The organism is Pseudarthrobacter leeuwenhoeki, assembly GCF_055412885.1.
Genome location: NZ_JBVAYY010000018.1, coordinates 16,003 through 34,997, shown reverse-complemented (window position 1 = coordinate 34,997; position 18,995 = coordinate 16,003). Strand labels below are relative to the sequence as shown.

13 protein-coding genes and 1 pseudogene are annotated in these 18,995 nt (G+C 62.8%); 8 read left to right on the top strand and 6 right to left on the bottom strand.

Going from position 1 to position 18,995, the window contains the following annotated elements:
* Positions 1 to 278: 278 nt before the first annotated feature.
* A complete protein-coding gene (locus ACZYX4_RS15185) occupies positions 279 to 1,859 on the top strand; it encodes an alkaline phosphatase D family protein (RefSeq protein ID WP_463877320.1) in 1,581 nt (526 codons plus the stop codon).
* A 63-nt stretch (positions 1,860 to 1,922) separates the two neighbouring features.
* Here ACZYX4_RS15185 and ACZYX4_RS15180 read toward each other — a convergent pair whose 3' ends face one another.
* Both ACZYX4_RS15180 and ACZYX4_RS15175 read right to left on the bottom strand, forming a co-directional pair.
* Positions 1,923 to 2,771 (bottom strand): esterase/lipase family protein, encoded by an 849-nt coding sequence (locus ACZYX4_RS15180; RefSeq protein WP_463877317.1) that lies wholly within the window; start codon positions 2,769 to 2,771, stop codon positions 1,923 to 1,925.
* Positions 2,772 to 3,495: 724 nt separating this feature from the next.
* A complete protein-coding gene (locus ACZYX4_RS15175) occupies positions 3,496 to 3,747 on the bottom strand; it encodes a hypothetical protein (RefSeq protein WP_463877376.1) in 252 nt (83 codons plus the stop codon).
* On the opposite strand from ACZYX4_RS15175, the gene ACZYX4_RS15170 reads away from it, so the two are divergent.
* From ACZYX4_RS15170 to ACZYX4_RS15155, 4 genes are all read left to right on the top strand, one after another.
* Complete coding sequence (locus tag ACZYX4_RS15170; protein WP_463877371.1) at positions 3,667 to 3,945, top strand: HNH endonuclease; 279 nt, start codon at positions 3,667 to 3,669, stop codon at positions 3,943 to 3,945. The two genes, ACZYX4_RS15175 and ACZYX4_RS15170, sit on opposite strands and share 81 nt — an antisense overlap.
* Before the next feature lie 27 nt (positions 3,946 to 3,972).
* Positions 3,973 to 5,430 (top strand): zinc-ribbon domain-containing protein, encoded by a 1,458-nt coding sequence (locus ACZYX4_RS15165; protein WP_463877316.1) that lies wholly within the window; start codon positions 3,973 to 3,975, stop codon positions 5,428 to 5,430.
* 104 nt (positions 5,431 to 5,534) lie between these two features.
* Positions 5,535 to 5,804 (top strand): HNH endonuclease, encoded by a 270-nt coding sequence (locus tag ACZYX4_RS15160; RefSeq protein WP_463877314.1) that lies wholly within the window; start codon positions 5,535 to 5,537, stop codon positions 5,802 to 5,804.
* Between the two features lie 156 nt (positions 5,805 to 5,960).
* Positions 5,961 to 6,707 carry a haloacid dehalogenase type II gene (locus tag ACZYX4_RS15155; RefSeq protein ID WP_463877312.1) on the top strand — a complete coding sequence of 249 codons (747 nt, stop codon included), beginning with the start codon at positions 5,961 to 5,963 and terminating at the stop codon, positions 6,705 to 6,707.
* A gap of 435 nt (positions 6,708 to 7,142) precedes the next feature.
* On the opposite strand, the gene ACZYX4_RS15150 is transcribed toward ACZYX4_RS15155, so the two are convergent.
* Positions 7,143 to 7,733 carry a DUF4230 domain-containing protein gene (locus tag ACZYX4_RS15150; RefSeq protein WP_463877309.1) on the bottom strand — a complete coding sequence of 197 codons (591 nt, stop codon included), beginning with the start codon at positions 7,731 to 7,733 and terminating at the stop codon, positions 7,143 to 7,145.
* An 855-nt stretch (positions 7,734 to 8,588) separates the two neighbouring features.
* On the opposite strand from ACZYX4_RS15150, the gene ACZYX4_RS15145 reads away from it, so the two are divergent.
* The 3 genes and pseudogenes from ACZYX4_RS15145 to ACZYX4_RS15135 all read left to right on the top strand — a co-directional run.
* Positions 8,589 to 8,816, top strand: coding sequence for a hypothetical protein (locus ACZYX4_RS15145; protein ID WP_463877307.1), 228 nt, complete (start codon positions 8,589 to 8,591; stop codon positions 8,814 to 8,816).
* Positions 8,817 to 9,159: 343 nt separating this feature from the next.
* Positions 9,160 to 10,413 (top strand): hypothetical protein, encoded by a 1,254-nt coding sequence (locus ACZYX4_RS15140; protein WP_463877304.1) that lies wholly within the window; start codon positions 9,160 to 9,162, stop codon positions 10,411 to 10,413.
* A 159-nt stretch (positions 10,414 to 10,572) separates the two neighbouring features.
* Positions 10,573 to 10,725, top strand: a pseudogene (locus ACZYX4_RS15135) (Wadjet anti-phage system protein JetD domain-containing protein); the annotation flags it as partial.
* A gap of 21 nt (positions 10,726 to 10,746) precedes the next feature.
* Here the strand turns inward: ACZYX4_RS15135 and ACZYX4_RS15130 are convergent.
* The 3 genes from ACZYX4_RS15130 to ACZYX4_RS15120 form a co-directional block, all read right to left on the bottom strand.
* On the bottom strand, positions 10,747 to 11,160 hold the full coding sequence (locus ACZYX4_RS15130; RefSeq protein ID WP_463877301.1) for a hypothetical protein: 414 nt from the start codon (positions 11,158 to 11,160) through the stop codon (positions 10,747 to 10,749).
* A gap of 71 nt (positions 11,161 to 11,231) precedes the next feature.
* The gene (locus ACZYX4_RS15125) at positions 11,232 to 17,648 is read right to left on the bottom strand and encodes a DUF3320 domain-containing protein (RefSeq protein WP_463877299.1); all 6,417 of its coding nucleotides are present in this window, start codon (positions 17,646 to 17,648) and stop codon (positions 11,232 to 11,234) included.
* A gap of 158 nt (positions 17,649 to 17,806) precedes the next feature.
* Positions 17,807 to 18,994 (bottom strand): McrC family protein, encoded by a 1,188-nt coding sequence (locus tag ACZYX4_RS15120; protein WP_463877296.1) that lies wholly within the window; start codon positions 18,992 to 18,994, stop codon positions 17,807 to 17,809.
* Position 18,995: the final 1 nt, after the last annotated feature.

Below are 18,995 nucleotides of genomic sequence, written 5' to 3'. Positions count from 1 at the left end.
GAATACCAGCGCCCCACGCGGCTCGCGAACACTGCAGGCATGCCCTCGGCCACGATCCGGGGGGGTCCTCACCTTCGAGCCTGATCCCGGCACCAACTGGGCAAGCATGAAGCGCCATCTGGAATCCATGGCGGCAGCCGGCACACCGGGAACCGGGCCGGCGCCGGCGTGAATCCACGGCGGGTGGTGACCTAAGTCAACAGCTCTTGTCACATAGTTAACCGCGTATTCACGTCGTCCACAGAACCTGTCCAACAGGCCTTCGTACGGTCGAGGGCATGGATAACATTTCACGCAGATCCGTTCTTTCCGCAGGCCTCGGGGCCGGGCTCGTCGCTGCCTGGCCGGGGGCCGCCGTCGCCACGTCCACCGCGGACGACGCCGGCCTCCGCTCCGATCCGTTCCTGCTGGGCATCGCTTCCGGCGAGCCGTGGCCGGACGGCTTCGTGATCTGGACCCGGCTGGCGCTGGACCCCATCGCCGCCGACGGCCTGGGCGGGATGCCCTCGCGCAAGGTTGCGGTGGCATGGGAAGTGGCAGAGGACGCCGGCATGCGCAAGGTGGTCGCCCGCGGCGTCGAGCACGCCAGGATCGAAACCGCGCACTCGGTGCACGTGGAGCTGCGTGGCCTGCGGCCGGGACGTGAATACTTCTACCGGTTCCGTACCGGACGGCACCTCAGCGCCGTGGGCCGTACGCTCACCAGCCCGGGGCTGCATGAGACGCCGGCGGCGCTGGCCATGGCGTTCGCCAGCTGCGCCCAGTACGAGCACGGCTACTTCACCGCGTACAGCCGGCTGGCCCAGGACCAGCCGGATCTGGTGCTGCACCTGGGCGACTACCTGTACGAGTACAAGAAGGACCGCTACGTGATTGCCGGTGGCAACCCGCGCGACCACGAAGGTCCCGAGACCTCCAGCCTGGCCGGCTACCGGCAGCGCCACGCGCAGTACAAGGCCGACACCGATCTGCAGGCCGCGCACGCGATCGCACCGTGGCTGGTGGTGTGGGATGACCACGAGGTGGACAACAACTGGGCGGACGAGGTCCCGGAGAACACCGACGCGGCCCAGTTGAACGACACCACCGAGCGGTTCCGGCAGCGCCGCACCGCCGCGTTCCAGGCGTACTACGAGAACATGCCGCTGCGGGCGTCCTCAGTGCCGGCCGGGTTCGACATGAAGATCTACCGCACCATCCAGTGGGGGCAGCTGGCCAACTTCCACATGATGGACACCCGGCAGTACCGCGACGACCAGCTCGCCGGCGACGGGTGGAAGAAGAACGTCGCTGGACGCCTCGCCGAGGACCGGACCATCACCGGCGCGGAGCAGGAGAAGTGGCTGCTGGACGGCTTCAAGAACTCAACCCAGCGCTGGGACGTCCTGGGCCAGCAGGTGTACTTCGCCGAGCGGGACCGGAACGCCGCTCCGGAGATCGACGACGTCTCCATGGACGGGTGGGACGGCTACGCCGCGTCGCGCCGCCGCATCACCCAGGGCTGGGTGGACGCCAACGTGCGCAACGCCGTGGTCCTGACCGGAGACGTGCACCGCAACTGGGCCAACGACGTCAAGGTGGACTACAAGGACCCGGCCTCGCCCGTGGTGGGCTCAGAGCTGGTGTGCACGTCCATCTCCTCCACCGGCAACGGCACAGGATCCACCACGGATCCGGTGATGGCCTGGAACCCGCACCTGAAGTTCTACAACGACAACCGCGGCTACGTGAACACGAAGATCACCAAGGACGCGATGACCGCCGACTTCCGGGTGCTGGACTACGTCACGACGCCGGGCGCGCCCGTCCGCACGAAGAAGTCCTTCACGATCCGGGACGGGGTTCCGGGACTGCAGTAGCGGCTTGCCGGCGGTGCAGCCAGCCCCGCCGGCGCCACTCCCCCGGCCCGCCGCCACTCACTCCTAGAGGCATTTGGGCTGGTAGGCCGGATCGGCAGGCCCGGACACCCTGCCCAGTGCGTGGGCCACAATCTGGTGCACCACGGGGTCGTTCGGCGTCTGGTCATGTTCGAAGACGTCGGCCGGGCACTTGTCCTGGATGGTGATGTTGGTGACCTGCCGCGCCGGCCCGTTGAGGAACTGGCTGTTGTAGGGAATGACCACTTCGTCGTACACCGTGGAGATGACGGTATAGGAGGGTCCCGCCACCGTATCGCCGATGGAGTTGAGCTTCTGCATGAAAGCCGACCCCGCCTGCTGATCCGCGCAGGCGGCACAACCCAGGCCGGTGTAGTTGGGATCCGGGACCGCCCCCGGCTGCGGGACGATCACACCTTCGGTGCCGTGGTTGGAGGGTGCAATCCCGATGAGATGACGGACGTTCTTGGCGCCGCCGAGAAAGCCCATGTAGTAGCGGGGCATCATGCCGCCCTGGCTGTGGCCCACCAGATCCACCTTCTTGGCCCCGGTGGCGGAACGCACTTTATCCACGAACGGGGCGAGTTGCTGCGCCGAGTCCGCGACCGGCGCGGTGGCATACACGCCGTTGGTCTCGCCGTAGTTGAGGGCGAAGACGCAGTACCCGGCGCTCTTGAGGTATGGCGAGAGGGTGGACCAGTTCTTGTCCATGCTCTCAAAGGTTCCCGGCACCAGGATGACCGGATACGGATGCTCAGCACTTGGTTTGCAGGACCAGTCATTGGCACCCGGCGGGGAAAGCTCAACAGGTCCCGCATGGGCGGGAGCCGCGGCCAGGGACCCGGCCAGGACGGCACAGGCAGCGGCGGACAGGACTTTGGTGAGCAGTGACATAGAAACCTCTTTGTTCGTGAGTCAGCGGGCTGCGGGCCAGACAAGGTTGCCCCGGATACCTAAATGTAGGCAGTCCTGAGCCCGATGCGGCCAGAGATTTGCACGGATGTGCACAAAAAACGGCTTTGCGGGCGGACCCTGTCAGCCCTGAAATCACGCTCCCCCGCGACACAAAGCTACTGGTCAGTAACCTTTTTTCCCCGGAGGGCAGCCTGGGAAACCGCGCACCGCCCCTGCACAAACGTGCATTCCAGGGGATGCCGGCGGCACTGGCCATGGCATCCGCCAGCTGCGCGCTGGTCTGGATGAAGTCGAGAGTGGAGTCGTTTGCACCGATCCGGAGGGATGCCGGGTCGAGGACCTCTCGGTCCGAGCGCTGGCGGCCAGGCACAGAGTGCCCCACAGGACGGTGAGGCAGGCTTTGGAACCCACGCCCATCGTCCATGGCGTTGGGTCCTATCCAACCGACCCTCCGAAACCCCGTGTCGACGCCACTTGGCACGGGGTTTCGCCGCGGCCGGGGGATGATGTCTTTTTGACGACACGGCAGCAGCGCTGCCAGCTGGAGCTCATTTGGGGGAATGGGCCGATGATGGAACTGAAGCGCATCTACTGGAGCCGGCAGGCTCTGCGTCTCGCTTACTCGGCTGTGATCGTGTGGTTAGCCGTCTCGGTCGTCCTGGCGCTGATGCCGAAGGGGAAAGCGAACGCAGGGAACAGCGCCTCAACCGTCAGCGGGGTCCTTCGCGGCTTTGTTGACAGCGTTCTGGCTGCGGTTGCCCTCCCTGGGCTGCTGATCGTTATTCTCTTCATTGTCGCGGCGGTTATCCACGGCCGGGATGTCCGGCGGCGGGACCCGGTCCGGCGCTTCAACCGGCAGCAGCGCCGGGAGGGCATGGCACGCGCCGGTGGCCAGTGCGAGATGGAGTCCGGACTCCGGCGGCGGTGCCCGCTGCCCGCTGAGCACGGGGACCATTTCTACCCGTGCTCCAAGGGCGGAACCACCAGCCTGCAGAACTTTGTCGCGGCCTGTGCCAGGTGCAACCGGACGAAGGGCGCGAGGGTTCCCTCGCCCGGTCAGCAGGCAAGGATGGAACGACGACGGCGGGCGTACGTTGCGCAGGCCGGTTCAGCCGTGGTCGGCGAACGGCGACCGCTATCCCGAGCTGCCTGAGTCGAGCCACGACAGTCCTCGGTTAATGTGCGCGTGAAAACAGGAGTGGCCACCGCTAGGCTCGTGCCTGTGCAGCCAGACGCCCGAAGAAAGAGACAACAGCCCATCCGTGATGAGGGCCTCCGATCACTCGCCCACCTATTTCCAAGGATTGCTGCGGAATGGGATCACGCCAAGAATCCATACCCTCCCTCCCACGTTCGGGCTGGCAGCAATCGCCAGATATGGTGGATCCGCGAAAATGGACATTCTTGGCTTACCGCGCCCTACGTGCGCACGAAGGGGCACGGCTGCGCCGCCTGCAAAGGCATGAAAGCGACTCTCAGCGAAAACCTCGCTTCAGCTAGGCCGGACCTGCTCAAGAGCTGGCACTACCAGCGCAACACAGCTGAACTCCGTCTAGCGCCCACAGAATTGCTGCCACAGTGCAACAAGGTCGTGTGGTGGATCTGCCCGAAGGACCAACGGCATGATTACGCCGCGACCCCGGCCGCCCGTTTCCGCGGCCGCGGATGTCCCTATTGCGCCGGGAAGCAAGTCAATGAATCTAACAGCGTGGCAGGAACAAGACCAATCCTGGCCGCCGAGTGGGATCCAGCAAACACCAAACGTCCTGATGAGGTGGCCGGCGGCAGCGACTTCAAAGCCGCCTGGATATGCCGGAAAGACAACACTCATAAGTGGACAGCCGCCGTAAGCTCCAGACCTGCCAACGGGGCAGGATGCCCGTTCTGCAATGGCAAGCGACCCACCGACAGCAATCGTTTGGACCTGAACCGGCCAAAGTTAGCTCTACAGTGGCACCCCACTGAAAACGGATCGCTGACTCCTGCAGACATAACCATTGGAAGCAACCGCCGCATCTGGTGGGTATGCCCTCAAGACTCCACCCATGTCTGGGCAACCACCGTTCGTGCACGCGCGCAGGATGGCGACGGCTGCAAATGGTGCGCACCCGTCATAAGGTCCCGAATCGACATCGCCCTAGCGTGCGAATTCGCAGCAGTATTCCCTCATGAGGTGGATCCGTTAAGGCAAGAACGCGTGGATTTAGGCAACAACAGGCCCCACAGCATCGATATCCTCATTAAATCCTTGCGGATTGCCATCGAGTTCGATGGCTCGTACTCCCACAAGGGCAAAGCACACGAAGTGCGTGACACCCTAAAAACAACAAAACTTCGCAACGCCGGGTACAGAGTCATTCGTATCCGAGAGGAGCCCCTGCCGCTACTAGATCCTCAAAACGATGTCTCAGTCGAGCAAGCCCGGGTCCCGGATGCTAAGGCAATAACGAATAAGGTCCTGCTCCACTTAGTGAATCTTGGCTGGGTGAGCCCGGAAGTCACGGCCTCCTATCTCCGGTCACCCGACGCCTGGGCAGCCGAAATGGCTGCACAAATCTACGAGTCCTTGCCCGCGTCCGAACGCTTCGTCCCCTTGAGCGCCAAGGCTGCGAGAGGTCGAAGGAAATCAGGGCCATAATTTCGGAGGAACCCGGAGAGCCAGCTGGATGGGGAACCCACCGCCCTCGCCACCGCGTAATCCGTGACCGGGAGCGCCAGTGTCGCCAGCAGCGCCGAGAGGGCATGGACCGCGCCGGCGGCCAGTGCGAGATGGAGTCCGGACTCCGGCGGCGGTGCCCACTGCCCGCTGAGCACGGCGACCATTTCTACCCGTGGTCCAAAGGCGGATCCACCAGCCTGCCGAACTTTGTCGCGGCCTGTGCCAGGTGCAACCGGACCAAGGGCGCGAGGGTTCCCTCGCCCGGTCAGCAGGCAAGGATGGAACGACGACGGCGGGCGTACGTTGCGCAGGCCGGTTCCGTCAGCGTCGGCGCGCGGCAGCCGCTGTCCTGAGCGGGCCGCGTCGAACCCGTGCTGTCCTCGCTGAACGCAGTTGAGAATCCGGCGCCGGCATGTGAGTGAACCGGAGAGAAGAGAAAGCACTGCCGTTCGCCCAGTGCGCATGCTGCCAGACTAACGGTCAGGGAAGTTTAGAGAAGGAGACAGGATATGACGTTCCAGCCATACCGTTCACCGTCAACCGGGTGCGGGGTACGCGCCGTCCTGTTCGACACCTTCGGCACGGTGGTTGACTGGCGCACCGGCGTCGCCCGGCAGGCGGCCGCCTTCGCCGCGGCACATGGGCAGGATCTCGACGCCGAGGCTTTCACCGATGACTGGCGCGCCCTCTACGAGCCGGCAATGGAGGCCATCCGCTCCGGATCCCGTGAATTCGCCACCCTGGACACACTCCACCGCGAAAACCTGGACCAGGTGCTCCGCCACCACGGCTTCGATCCGGACCAGCTGGACGCAAGAACCCTGGAGGAGTTGAACAGATCCTGGCACCGCCTGCCCCCATGGCCGGACAGTGTGGAGGGTCTGGCCGCCGTCCGCCGCGGCTACATCGTGGGTCCCCTCTCCAATGGCAACACCTCGCTGCTGGTGGACATGGCCAGAAACGCCGGCCTTCCGTGGGACGTGATCATCGGCTCGGACATGACGCGCACGTACAAGCCGCTGCCGGCGGCCTACCTTCGGACCGCGGAGTTCCTGGACCTCAGACCCGGTGAGGTGATGCTCGCGGCCGCCCACAACGACGACCTGCGTGCTGCCCGGGAGGCCGGGCTGGCGACGGCGTTCATCGCCCGCCCCACCGAATACGGCCCGGGCCAGGTTGCGGATCTGACCCCGGAGAGCGATTGGGACCTCTCGGCGTCGAGCATCACCGAACTGGCTCACGAGATCGGGGCCTGAGCTGCATTCCGCTTCCTCCGCCCGCCCGCGGGTGGAGTGGAGCCCCCTACCTTCGGTGGCACACGGGCCAGGGCCGGCATGGGGTGGTAACGGTTTCTTCCGGAACACGGCTACCTGAACACGTGCATCACCAAGGACGCACTGACCGCCGACTTCCGGGTGCTGGACTACGTCACGACGCCGGGCTCCCCCGTCCGCACGAAGGCGTCCTTCGCGATCCAGAACGGGGTCCCGGGGCTGGTGGCCAAGGGCTAACTGTTCTAGCACACATTACGACGAGGGCGGGGCGGCCAGCGTTTCTGCTGCCCGCCCCGCCGCTGTTGTTCAGTCAGCCGGGTCGGCTTTTCGCTCTAGGTTTCCGGACCCACTGCCGCCGGCCACTCTCTGCCTGCGGTTTTCCGATATCTGGATCAAAACCTACTTGATCAACCCGGCCTAGCGGGACGCGTCGTCGACGAAGGTGACCTGGATTTCCAGCGAGCCGAACATGCCGGTCAGCATGGATTTGGTGTTCTCGGCAGCCTGCTTCCGTAGCTCCGACTCCTCCGCGGCGGTGCTCATCTTCGTCTCGGCGAGTTTGAAGAACTGCGCCTGCTGGGGCGACTCGATCGCGTCGGCGACCCGGTCGAAGATGCCGCGCTCCTGGCCAAATATATAGGACCGGTCATGGTCGATGTTGGGCTTGTCGAGCTGCGGCTCGGGCAGCCGCACCGTCACTGACTTGCCGTCCGCGGAGAGCGTCAGGTCCTTGTCGGCGAGGCCGGACAGATCGACATAGGTGTTGACGGTGCCCGCCGCGACAAACAGCGTCCGCCGTCCCGCGATGACGGCGGGAATCCACCCGACGTTGTCCTCGACGTCGAGCACCACCTCGAAGTTGCCCACCGCAGCGTGGTACTGGCTGATGTCCTTGACCGACTTCAGCAGCGCAGGCTGGCTCCGGTCGGTCTGGCTCAACTTGAACGGGTTGAACCCAAACATGTTCCCGGCACCAAACACGGCCAGCGCCAGGACGGTCGTGCCCACTACTACCAACGCGATGAACTTGAAAAACTTGGCGATGATCGGCCCCCTTCTAACCCTTGAAACGCCCTGGGGCCGTTCCTTCAGTTTGCCTGTCCGGCGGGTGCCGGGCGGCTGATTCAGCCTCAGTGTAGCGGGTGTGCTCGACTCGACTGCCCAGCGCATGTCGAGCTCTCCGTGTTGTCAGCGTTTGCTGACATCCGACCCCTAATCAGAGCGCCCGAATCGGCCTACGAGAAGGGCGGTTCTCCGGTCAGAAGTCTCGTGTTTTCGTCGACGCGATCGCAGGGTGGATCCCACACTGCTTCGTCAGCGCGTTCACGTTGACGCCGTTCACCCGGGTTGTTGTGCCGTGAGGTGATCAGCACGCGTGGCATCGACGAGCTGGAATTGGGCATCAACTCAGTCCTACTTCGACTATGGCCTCTCGCCTCTCGCCTTGAAGCGTGCCGGTAGTTTTCGGATTCCCGCTGTCACGCCGGGCGAGGTCGACCAACTATTCAAAGCCGCATATCGTCTTCGCGTCTTGGGCGATGGCCTCAACGTGGGAATCCACCAGGCTGACGTTGCGATTGGGATCGAATGATGCGGCGACGGATCCCTCGTAGTGTTGCCGGCAGTCGCTGCCTAACCGGACTCCGAGCGCACAACGGCCGCTGCATCGGCGATCGGGTGCCTACGGGTACTGGCGCTGCGAGATCAATGTCGAATTAATGCCAGCGCAGCCAGATCCCCCACGGAAATGGCCGATTCACCGTCAACGTGGAGCGCGATTTCCCCTGCTTCGTCTGGCTCCATGGGGCATTCTCAGACAGTGCTAATCTCACTTGACGAACCACCGATGATACGGAGCAAACCATGGCGGGAAAAGCAGACAAAGCCGCAGCCCTATTGAAGAGCGGCGGGGATAAAGCAAAAGCCGGCGGCACTAAGCTTTACTCCCTCGCCAAAGACCCCGAGATGCAGGCTAAGGCAATGAAACTGCTTGAGGACGGCAAGGGGATGTATCGGGCAGCAACAAGCCCAGAGGCCAAGCAGGCCTACCGTCACGCAGCAGAAATCATTAAGAAGGCGAGGAAGAAATAGCCCGGATTCCTTCGCCGGGTCAGCAGCTTCGTACAAAAACGACGACGGCGGGTGTACGTTGCGTCCGGTGGCTACGTTGGGTGGGTGAAAAGGCCGCCATTGCGCCGAGCGGCCGCTGGACGGCTTCAAGAACTTTGCCCAGCGTTGGGCATCGTGGGTCAATAGGTGTTTTTCGGCGAGCGCGACCGCAGCACCGGACAGCCGGAGATCTCCATCCTAGCCGTCCAAGTGGCTGATCTCCTGGGCGAAATCCGTTCCAGCGAAGCTCGACCATCTCGTAGGCATCAGCGACACTTCTTGAACGTTGGACCCGAGTGTCGGTCCCCCGTGCCAGAATGCACCAATGAGCGAATCATCTAACGAAGTCGGGATCCATGTCTCCGGGGGCACCGCTGTTCTGGCAGGGGACCCGGACCTGATCAGCACACTCCTTTCGCGGTTGGACATTGACGCCAACCAGGCGAGGAAGGCGGGCAGGGGAACCGCTGATCTGGTCGCGAATGCCACTGGGCTCGGCGCGGTTTTGTCGTCTTTGGACGGCAGCTGGGTGCAACTCACCCCGGAGTCCCACCAACGACTCGTCGAACTGGCGAAATTCAATCTTTCTCAGGACGGCGTGTTCACCGGAGTGCTCCGTGGAGCGAAGGGGCAAATAGATTCGTTTGCCCAATTCACCACCGGCGGAATGAATCCGCTTGTAATGTCCAACCTTGCGACGCTGACCGCAACGATGGCGCTTCGAAGCGCCGTCGCGCAGCTTGAGGAACTGGCGCAAGCTATGGACGTCAAGCTCGATCGCCTTCTTGAAGACAACCGGGCCCGTGCCCTTGGCGACGTACAAGGCCTCACGCAGGTACTCCTGCGCGCCTTCGAGCTATACGAGGAAACCGGCAGGATCACCGACACGGCGTGGTCCCAAATTGCAGGTCACGCCACTGCCCTTGCACAGGCAAGTTCACATGCCTTGGCTCAGATTGAGAACCTCACGGGATCTCTGAATGCTCGCGCCTTCGCCGACAAGGTGAAAGCTGCTGAGACCACCGCAGATAAGGAACTGCGTTCATGGCTGGTGATTCTGGCCGCTTGCCAGGCGAATCAGCAGCGCCTCGAAACGCTCGAACTTGTTCATTTGCGTCAGCGCGATCCCGAGGCGATCGAAGCACATGCCAAATCAATTCGAGGGTCAGCAGCCAGGCGGGAAGATGCCGCGACTAGCCGGCTGCAGTCGTTGTTGGACGCACTGACAGCCGCCGCCAACGTCAGCGACTTCAATCGTGTCCGCCGCCCACAGAAGAGTCGCTCACTGCTGGACTCCGCTGAAAGCGCCAGCAGTCTGATCGGAACGTTTGCCGAAATCTACGGCCTGGACGGCCTGCTCCAAAAGGAGGTCGAACGCGAGACCTGGCGGAAGTCCCTATCGGATTTCGCCAAGAACACGTCGACGTCGGTTTCTTCTGTTGCCAAAGCAGTCCCCGTTGGGATCGCCAAGGTGGGCGGCGATGTCGTGATCCGCGCGGCGGGCCAAATCGAGGCGAAGCGGTCGCCAAGCAGCGACCTTCCCAAATTAACGTCTGAGAAGCCTGAAGAGGCCCCCTAGCCTGTCCGACTCAGTGGCTCATGAAGCATCGATGCGGATCGCAGAACCCAAAAAGCTGTCAGCAAAATTCGCCCTAAGCAACGCGTCTGCCCAGCTGCGGAGTGAGGCGTCGGCAGGGCTCGTCACCCTGGCCAGCAAGTCCTCCGAGGCTCCGCCCGGACACCCTCCCGTGCTGCACTCAGCAGGCTGACGGCTGAGGAGCTTGCCGTTTATGAAGCGCTTGGCAATGACCGGTTCGGGCAGGCGGTCCGCCTGGAACAGGAGCTGATCCGCTGGGAAAGGGTGCTGGACCGGCTTCTCCCCGTTGCTTGAGCGGAGAGGTCCGCCCGCTCGTCAGTCACCGCTTGTTCTGCCGCTGTCAAGGGCGCCCATGAGGTCGACAAGAAATTCTTCCTTCATGAGGCTCTGGAGTTGGAGGTCGGGTTCGGCCACCCTGCGCTCGACCAAATCAAACAGCTCCGCCAATTCCATGTCGTCAGCAAGCTCGACTTCTTCGCTCTTCAGCACGCCCCAAAGTCCGCGCTTCAGTTGCTGGGCGCCTATTTCATAACTTGGGTTCTTGGCCAAAGTCTTGACTACATAAACGCATGTGTCCTTGCTGGGCTCTGCCAAAAATGAAACTTGTTTCGAGTCGTCAACGTCAAGATCCAGGCTCCAGTGCAACTGGGATAAAGTCGTATTCTCCATCAGAGCATCGAAGAGCACCTTCCAGTCAGCCTTCGTGAAAAGATCCTTGATGATCTCCATCGTTTACCTTTCTATTCGTTGTTGCGCTGCCATCCACCCAAGTCAAGGTCTGCGTCGGCTGGAATAGCGTATTACCCGGCCATGTGAACCACATCACCGCGCAGCTCAAGACGCTCGGTAGCGACTCCATACTGAAGTCCTTCATTGAGCCGCGCTGTGATACCGGCAGTTCGCCGCTTTCCGCCAAAAAGTCGGATCGCTTCTCGGTGCAACTCGCTGACGGAGATTCCGCCAGACAGCCGGACGATCTCCACCATCGCATTTCGAAGCTCCACCACGCTGATGTGTTCCGGCTTCCGATCGACGTCTTGTCCGTTGGTCCGGAACTCCGACCACTCCTCCCTGTCAACAGAAGCGTCCCAGATGAAGCCGTCGTCATCGCAGCAGTGCACTGACTTATCCAGGACATCCAGTACTGAATTCGCGCGTTGGGCGTTGACCTTGTTCAGGCTGAAGGCAGCGCAGGCAAGCTTGGCCAACCGCTCCTGATGGACAGGCCCCTCGGCCTCCACGATGGCGCGGATCGCCTCCCGGACGGAAGCCGCCGCCCTGCGCGACGGCAGACTGTCCAAAACATCGATACTGCCGAACCTCCGGACAGCCCACGGCTCGTATGCGGGACTTTCCGGCTCGACGACGGCGGTTGCGATCCTGGAACCGCCAGCCGCTGAGGCCAGTAACGGCACAGGAGCAGCCGCAGGAACGTGGCCGAATACGCTGCCGGCCGTCGAGGAGGCCACAGGTGGCAGGCCGCTCGGAAGTTCACCGATGGAGCTGTCCGGAACTGGAGCAGGCAATCCCGAAGCCGCCTCAGCGAACGCCATCTCCAACTTGTCCAGCACTGCTTCGCGGTCGCTGATCCAAGCCGGCAGCCACACCCGCTGAACCGAAGGCCAGCGCATCATGCGGGTAAGAACATCCCCTGGCAAGCCGTCCCTGTCCCCCGCAGTCCGCCGTGCTGCCCAGGCCGGGCCGTCCAGCAGGATTGCCATGGACGGCCGGTCCGGAGCGTCCAGAGACGCCAGGCTGATGTCGACCTTGAAGTCGGACAATCCGACGTCGGTGGCGACGGCGTAACCGCGGTCCCGGAGCGCATCGGCGATCTCCTCACGGTGAAGGTCAACTGCGATAGTGCGACGCCCGTCGTAGGGCAGCGCGCCGGTTCCGTGTTCGGCAAGGTCCAGGTAGGAGCGGAGGTGCTTTATGCCGACGGAGCTGGTTTCCTCGGCCCGCAGCTCGGACGGGCTGAAACTGGAGAACACGATCACCTGCCGCCGCGCACGAGTCACAGCCACATTCAGTCGCCGTTCGCCGCCTGCCCGGTTCAACGGGCCAAAGTTCAGGGGCAGGTAGCCCTTGTCGTTCTTGCTGAAGCCTGTTGAGAAGAGGATGACGTCCCGCTCATCGCCCTGGACGTTTTCGAGGTTCTTCACAAAGAGACCCTCGGGGTCTTCGTCCAGCGCCTTGATGATGCGAGGGTCCTCGGTGTCTCGCAGGAGGCTTTCGATCAGGGCCCGCTGCTGCAGGTTGAACGTCACCACACCCACGGACGGCGACTCAGTGCCGCCGTCGAACCGCCGCCGCACTTCAGCCACCACGGCCTTCGCCTCGATCGGATTGGTCCGCAGCACCTTGGCAGTTCCCGACCGGTAGAACTGGCCGTCCACGCGCACAAAGTTCACGCCATGACCGCGCGGTCCGGCGTCAGGGGCTCCATGAGAGGGCCCGGGGAACGACGACAACTTGGACTCGTAGTACTGCTGGTTGCTGAACGCGATGAGCGATTCATCCTGGCTGCGGTAGTGCCAAGACAGCCACTGCCGCGGCACGCGCGCCTCAACGCATTCGGACAGGATGGACTCCATGTCCTCGACGGCGGTAACTTCGCTCTCCACCTCGTCCAGCGAATCGTTGGACGATTCCGCAAACGACGTCGGGGGCATCTGTTTGCTGTCGCCCACGACCACCACCGAGGCGCCGCGGCCCATGGCGCCGACGGCGTCTGCCACACGGATCTGTGAGGCCTCATCGAACACCACAATGTCGAAGAGGTCGGCTCGTGCCGGGAAGAACCGTGCGACGGAGTCCGGGCTCACCAGCGTGCAGGGCATGATCTGGGTGATGAGGTCGGCGTAGCTTTCCATCAGCTTGCGGACGGTAAGGCCGCCGCGTTGCCTGGTCAGCTGTCGCTGCAGCTCCCCCATCCGGCCGGACGTTGACGACGTCGATACCCGCCGTGAACTCACGACGCCGGCGGCAAGGTTGCGCTTGAGGAGCTCGCGCACCAGCGTGACCCGGGTGCTGAACCGCTCGATTGTCCGTTCGTGGGCTTGGGCGTCGAAATCCTGCAGGCCGGTTGCCAGGCTGCGTTCTGCCAGGGAACTTTCGGCCAGTCCGCGTTCGAACGCCGTGGCGGCGTCATCCGCGTCAAGTTCGCCGTCCAGAATTGCGGTCCGCACTCCGTGTAAGCCCACGGATCTCAACGGCTCCACGTGGCGCAGCAGTTCCAGCCAACGATCCAGGGCTCGGGACCCTGCGGCGTCGAGGCCTCGGGCGGCGCGTGTGCTGGCCCAGGCGCCCAGGAAACCCCTGCTTCCCATCCAGCGGATGAGCTCGGATTGATCGACAGCCGGGAGGCCCGTGAGGTCTTCCCACGCTGATGCGAGCTCGTACAGCCAGGCGATCATGTTCTCGTGGACCGGCTGGCCGCCGTCGAGGAACGTACGCAGCGCAGCTTGGAAGGGCACTATGTAGTCGCCGGCATTGGGCTGGACGGCCTGCGCGGCCCAGCGCAGCCACCCGAGCCGGTGCTCCAGCGCTTGCTGGCCGGCCTCGGTCAACGGGTTCCAGCCCTGCGGGACTGCCATGCCCGGAACAGCCTGGGCCTCGGTCTGAAGCCCGCGGATCTGCTGCTGCGCGGCAACCAGGTTCTGCAGCAGCTGCAACAGCTCCTTTGGCCGGACATTCGCTCCCGAGTGCACCACTGCGTCCAGTTCCGCGACTACTGCCAACATCCGCTTCTTACGTCCAAAGAATCCGCTGGCCGCCGCATGCTCAGCGCGCCCGAGGATTTCTTGGAGAGGGAGGTCCATGGCCTCCGGTCCAACTTTTTCGAGACCGGGGTGGTTCACCGCTGCGAAGGCTGAAACCAATTGTTCCAAGTGCTGAGCTCCAGCCGACCACTGACCAGACCTCACGACGTCGAGGGTCTCCACCGGGACGCTGCGGTCCTCGAGGAGCGCAGCGAGGACGCGGAGTTCGGAGGGAGTGGTTGCGGACGACACCACGTCGGGCAGCCCCTCAACGGAACGGACTGCGTCGAGCGCGGCGTCGACGCGCTGTCCGGCGCCGATCAGCTGGTCTCCCACGCTAGCGCTGGCGGCGGAGTCGACGAACCGCCACGGGTGAGTCGTGGTGGGGCGTGCCCGGTCGGTGTATTCGGGCAGCTCCCGAAGCACAGCGCGCACGGGTTCCAGGACGGTCTCATTCGCGGAAGCCGTGAATTCCACACTTAGCGGGAGAGCGGAGTCGTCTGGATCGAACGTCAAAGCTTTAGTCCGCGCACTGTAGAGGGATAGCTGAGCGCCGTTTTCCTCGTGCAGACGGCTGGCATAGCGGATGAGGCCGCGACGCGCGGAGGCGAGGTCCGTCGAAGCGGTGTCCAGCTGCTGGGCGTCGGAATCCAGACGCAGCTCAAGCGCCTGCTTGATTTGGGCGCGGACGGCGGCTGGTTTACTCCCCTTGTCGTGAAGGTCGAGAGAGAACGGGCCCATGCCCACCTCTTCAAGGCGTTTCTGGACAACGTCCAGCGCAGCACGCTTCTCAGCGACGAACAGGACACGCTTACCTTCCACGATCGCGCGTGTTAGTAGGTTAGTGATTGTCTGGGACTTGCCAGTGCCTGGCGGTCCTTCCAAGACAAACGTCTGGCCAGCGACCGCGGAAGCGACGGCCTGCAGCTGCGACGAGTCGGCCGGAATGGGACACTGCGCAGACAGAGCATCGAGGTCCGTCTCTTCTGCAGCCTCCACCGGGTCGTTGAAGAGCTCCGTCGGGCTGCTGATGAGGTGGTCCACGAGGCGGTTCTTGGCGAACTGCTCCCAGCTTTCGTCTAGGTCTTTCCAAAGACGGAACTTAGCGAACTGCAGCATGGACAGGTCCACCGTGTTCTCGACCCTGAACGCCAGCCCCTTCGCAGAGACAGCTTCCCTGACTGCGTTGAAAGCGGCGTCCAGGTCGATGCCGGAGCCGTCTTCGGCAGGCTCGGCCAGACCGGGAATCCGGAGCCCGTGAGTCTGGGCAAGCTTTTCCAGCAGGCAGTAGTTGGGCGTTGACTGCCCGGCTTCGTCCAGTGTGACCCGGTACAGCCCGTTCTTTCCGGCCGAGGTGAGGTTGACGGGGATGAGCACTAGCGGCGAGCGCAGGGTGCGGCCATCAAGTTCCCAGAGAAGGCTGCCGACGGCCAGATAAAGGTTGTTGGCGCCCGTTTCTTCTGTCTGGGTCTTTGCTTTGTACGCCAGGCCGCGCATTTTGGAGTTGTAGACCTCCTCGGTCACCTCCGCGAAGACGGTTTTCTTCGAGCTGAGCATGCTGATCAGTTCGGCCTGCGGAAGGTCCCGGCCGAAGCGGATGCCGCGTTCCTGGTGGACCGCGCTGATCTGATTGGACGGAAGTAGGCCGATGGGGGTGCCGTTGCTGACGAAATCTTCGAACGGGCCAATCCACGAACTGGGAACCGCGAGGGGGAATCGTGCCGTGTCCGTGAAGTTGATCAGCCTGTTTCTAAGGCTGAGGTCCAGCAGCGCGTTCTTCCACTGGGTGACGCGCGGCGGAACATCTGACGCGGTCCCATCGCGCCGGGAAATCCTACCGTTTTTCTCAGGTACCACGGCGGCAATTTTGGCCTGCGGAACGTAGTTGTTGACGACCAGCTCTCCGGAACCAGCCGTCGTCCGTGCGGGCAGAGGGTAGATGCCATCAAGGCGGGCGCGGCGGATGTCAGTGACCGCCAGGATCTCATCGTGACCCCTCTCGATGTACTTCGATTCCGGACTAATCCTGAGCATGGGAAGCGTGATCGTCTGGCTGCCGGTCAGCAGAGTGGTTTCAATAAGGCCGATGTAACCACGCTGGACAAGGCTGATGAGTTCGGCGACGTCGTCGGAAGCCGCGGTGGGAAGCGCCATTTCCTCCCTCCAGTACCCGAGGAAGGCGTGCCCGTCCACTAGCCACAGGAGTGGTGCAATTCCGCAGAACTCCAGCGCGGCCGCCAGGACGATCGTCGTATCGAGACACGTGCCTAGGCGGTCTTCCAGCACCTGGGCGGGAGTCCGGACCTGTTGGCCCTGAAGGCCCCAACTGGCGGGCGGCATACTGTACCGAATGTCGCGCTTGCTGGCTGCTTGGGCGAGCGCAAAGACGATTTCGTCTACCCGCTCGGCGCCGTCCGTGTAACCGTCCAGACTGCTGCTTCCAGTGGTGCTTGCCAGTAGGTCGGCCGCTTCGGAGACCAGCTTGGCGATTGCCGGGTGATGCGGCTGAACGAAGGCGGCGAGGAATTCGTAGGAGACGAGACCTCTGCCAGCGATCCACAGCTGCGCCGGGAGGAGTTGAAGACGCGCTTCGGCTTTGCCGAGTTCCGTCGCCGCTGAGCTGGCCGCACCGGACTCGACGGTGACGACTACCCGGCCCGGCTGCTTGTCGGACAGCTCATACATCGTGGTGGCGGAGATTTGCACGTCGATGTCGTCTAAGACGATCGCCTGCCCAGCCGCCAGGTCGACATACTGCTTGAAGTCCTCTGAGATCCTGCCGGTGCTTGCAAAGACCTCCACGCGGACCACAGCGCCGCGGATCTCCGTGCCCGGGTTCGCGATCTTGACCTGCCGCACGAACTTGAAGCCGTTGTGCACCATGGCATAGCTGAGCGACTCGGCTGCGGTAATCTCCACGCTGACGGGATGCTGCTTGATCGGGTGCTCGAGCGGCTGTGGATCTGGTTTCTCTCCTGCCTCGCTCCCGACGCCGGTCTCCGAAGTTTCGCTGGCGCGTTCCGAGGTATCGCGCAACTTGTATTCAGCGAGCAGGGCGCTGAGCGCCTGTGCCGCGCCATCCAGCCCCAGGTGCTTGGCGAGCCGGCCAGCTGTATCCAGCGCACGGAAGGTGTCCGCGTCGTTGACGGTCTCGTTGTGGGCCCAGAGGTTACGGGTCTGGCGAAGTTCGGAAGTGTAGCTGCGGGCGTCGTGGGTGAGATTGAAGGGGTAGCCAAGGGATCCCAGAGGCTCCGTCATGACGCGGAGTTGCACGCTCGGATCCGAGGGCGAGTACGTCATCGGCGCTCTACCGGCGCTGGCGTCCTTGTGCTCCAGGAGCTTGGGCCAGGAAATGCCTGGGGCAACACCTTCCAGGACTGAACCAATGTAGGAGCCAAGGCTGGTTGCCAAGGTTTCCAGAGCACGGCCAACGTACTCGCGGTTGGAAAGCCCCATTTGTGTTCCCCCATCTGCGGCACGTGCGCCGACAATACGCTCAGCTCAGAGTAGTGCGTCAGCACCATCGTCCAAACCCGCGTCCGCGAACGTGCACTAATTCCGAACGCTACCCGACCACTTGATCACTGTAGTACCGTGGTCAACCTAAGTTGCCTCTAGTTTGCGACTTTTGAATGTTCAATTATCTTTGTAGCCAAGTTCTGGACCTGCTGAAGCAGTTGCTCCGGCTTTGCCTCCAAGTCCAGGGCGTGGCTATAGATGTGGATGTCGGCGCCGTCGATCTCGTGTGAGAGTTCAGCATTTTGAGCCTTGGCGTATACAAGATGGCCGACTTTGATTTTAAACCTCGTGCAGTAGGCCAACATTTGGTACAGGTCCGCGTTCGGGAACCGTTTATTCTTTTCGGCTTTGTACTTTGCGTCGAGAACTGCAAAAACCACATCATCGTTATGCCAAACTATGTCCGGTCGCAAAGAGACCTTGGCGCCGACGTCCAGGTGTTTCCCTTTGTATTGCAGATCAATTCTTCCGTCGCTAGAGCCCATTGCTTCCCGAAGAGCCACCGAGACGAAATCCTCGAAAACTTCCCACATATCGAAGAGAAACGACCTAGCGGTCACCTCCCCGGAAGGCTGCTCCAAGGAACCATGGCGGAGGATGATCTGGGCCAGAACGACGGCTGGGCGGTAGTGGGTGTTTAACCGGGTGAACCTGAAGTCGGGAAGCTCGGAGCGTCGGGCGACAGTTGCCACGCCATCGAATTTCAGCAGCAGCTTCCGTAGGGACTGTCTGTCAGACTCGGCGAGACGCGGAACCGTTAGAAGAGCTCTAGCCGCCGACAGCAGGAGGCGGTTCTCGGCCACGTCTACGGTGTATTCGTCGTACGAAACCTCCGCTGGGAGCGGCAAGCCAGCACGGCGTCCAATCTGGGCCCCCACGTCGAGCCTTCCTCGAATCAAGGGCTCAGCCTGGTGCACGGTCCTGTATCCCTGAAGCAACCCCTGGACAGTGGCGTTCTTCACCTGCCGGATAAATGAGCTGGCAATGCTGCTTACCAGGTCGTCATTAGAGGAAAGCGAAACGTCGTCGTCGCGCCAATATCCCGGCGCCCGCGAATATCCCATGAGATAGAAGAGCCGCGATATGGGCATCTTCGGTCGGATGCTAAGCTCGTCGGTCCCAATGGCGATCACCCCTACTTTTGATACCGCGGACACAGTCCACTGGCCACCTCCTTCAGGAAGGGCCGTAGCGATCCCCAGGTCGTTAATCGCCCGGCCCACCTCATCCGGTAACGCCAACGTCTGACTGGCTCCGCTCTCACGAAGTTCGAAGATTGCCAAC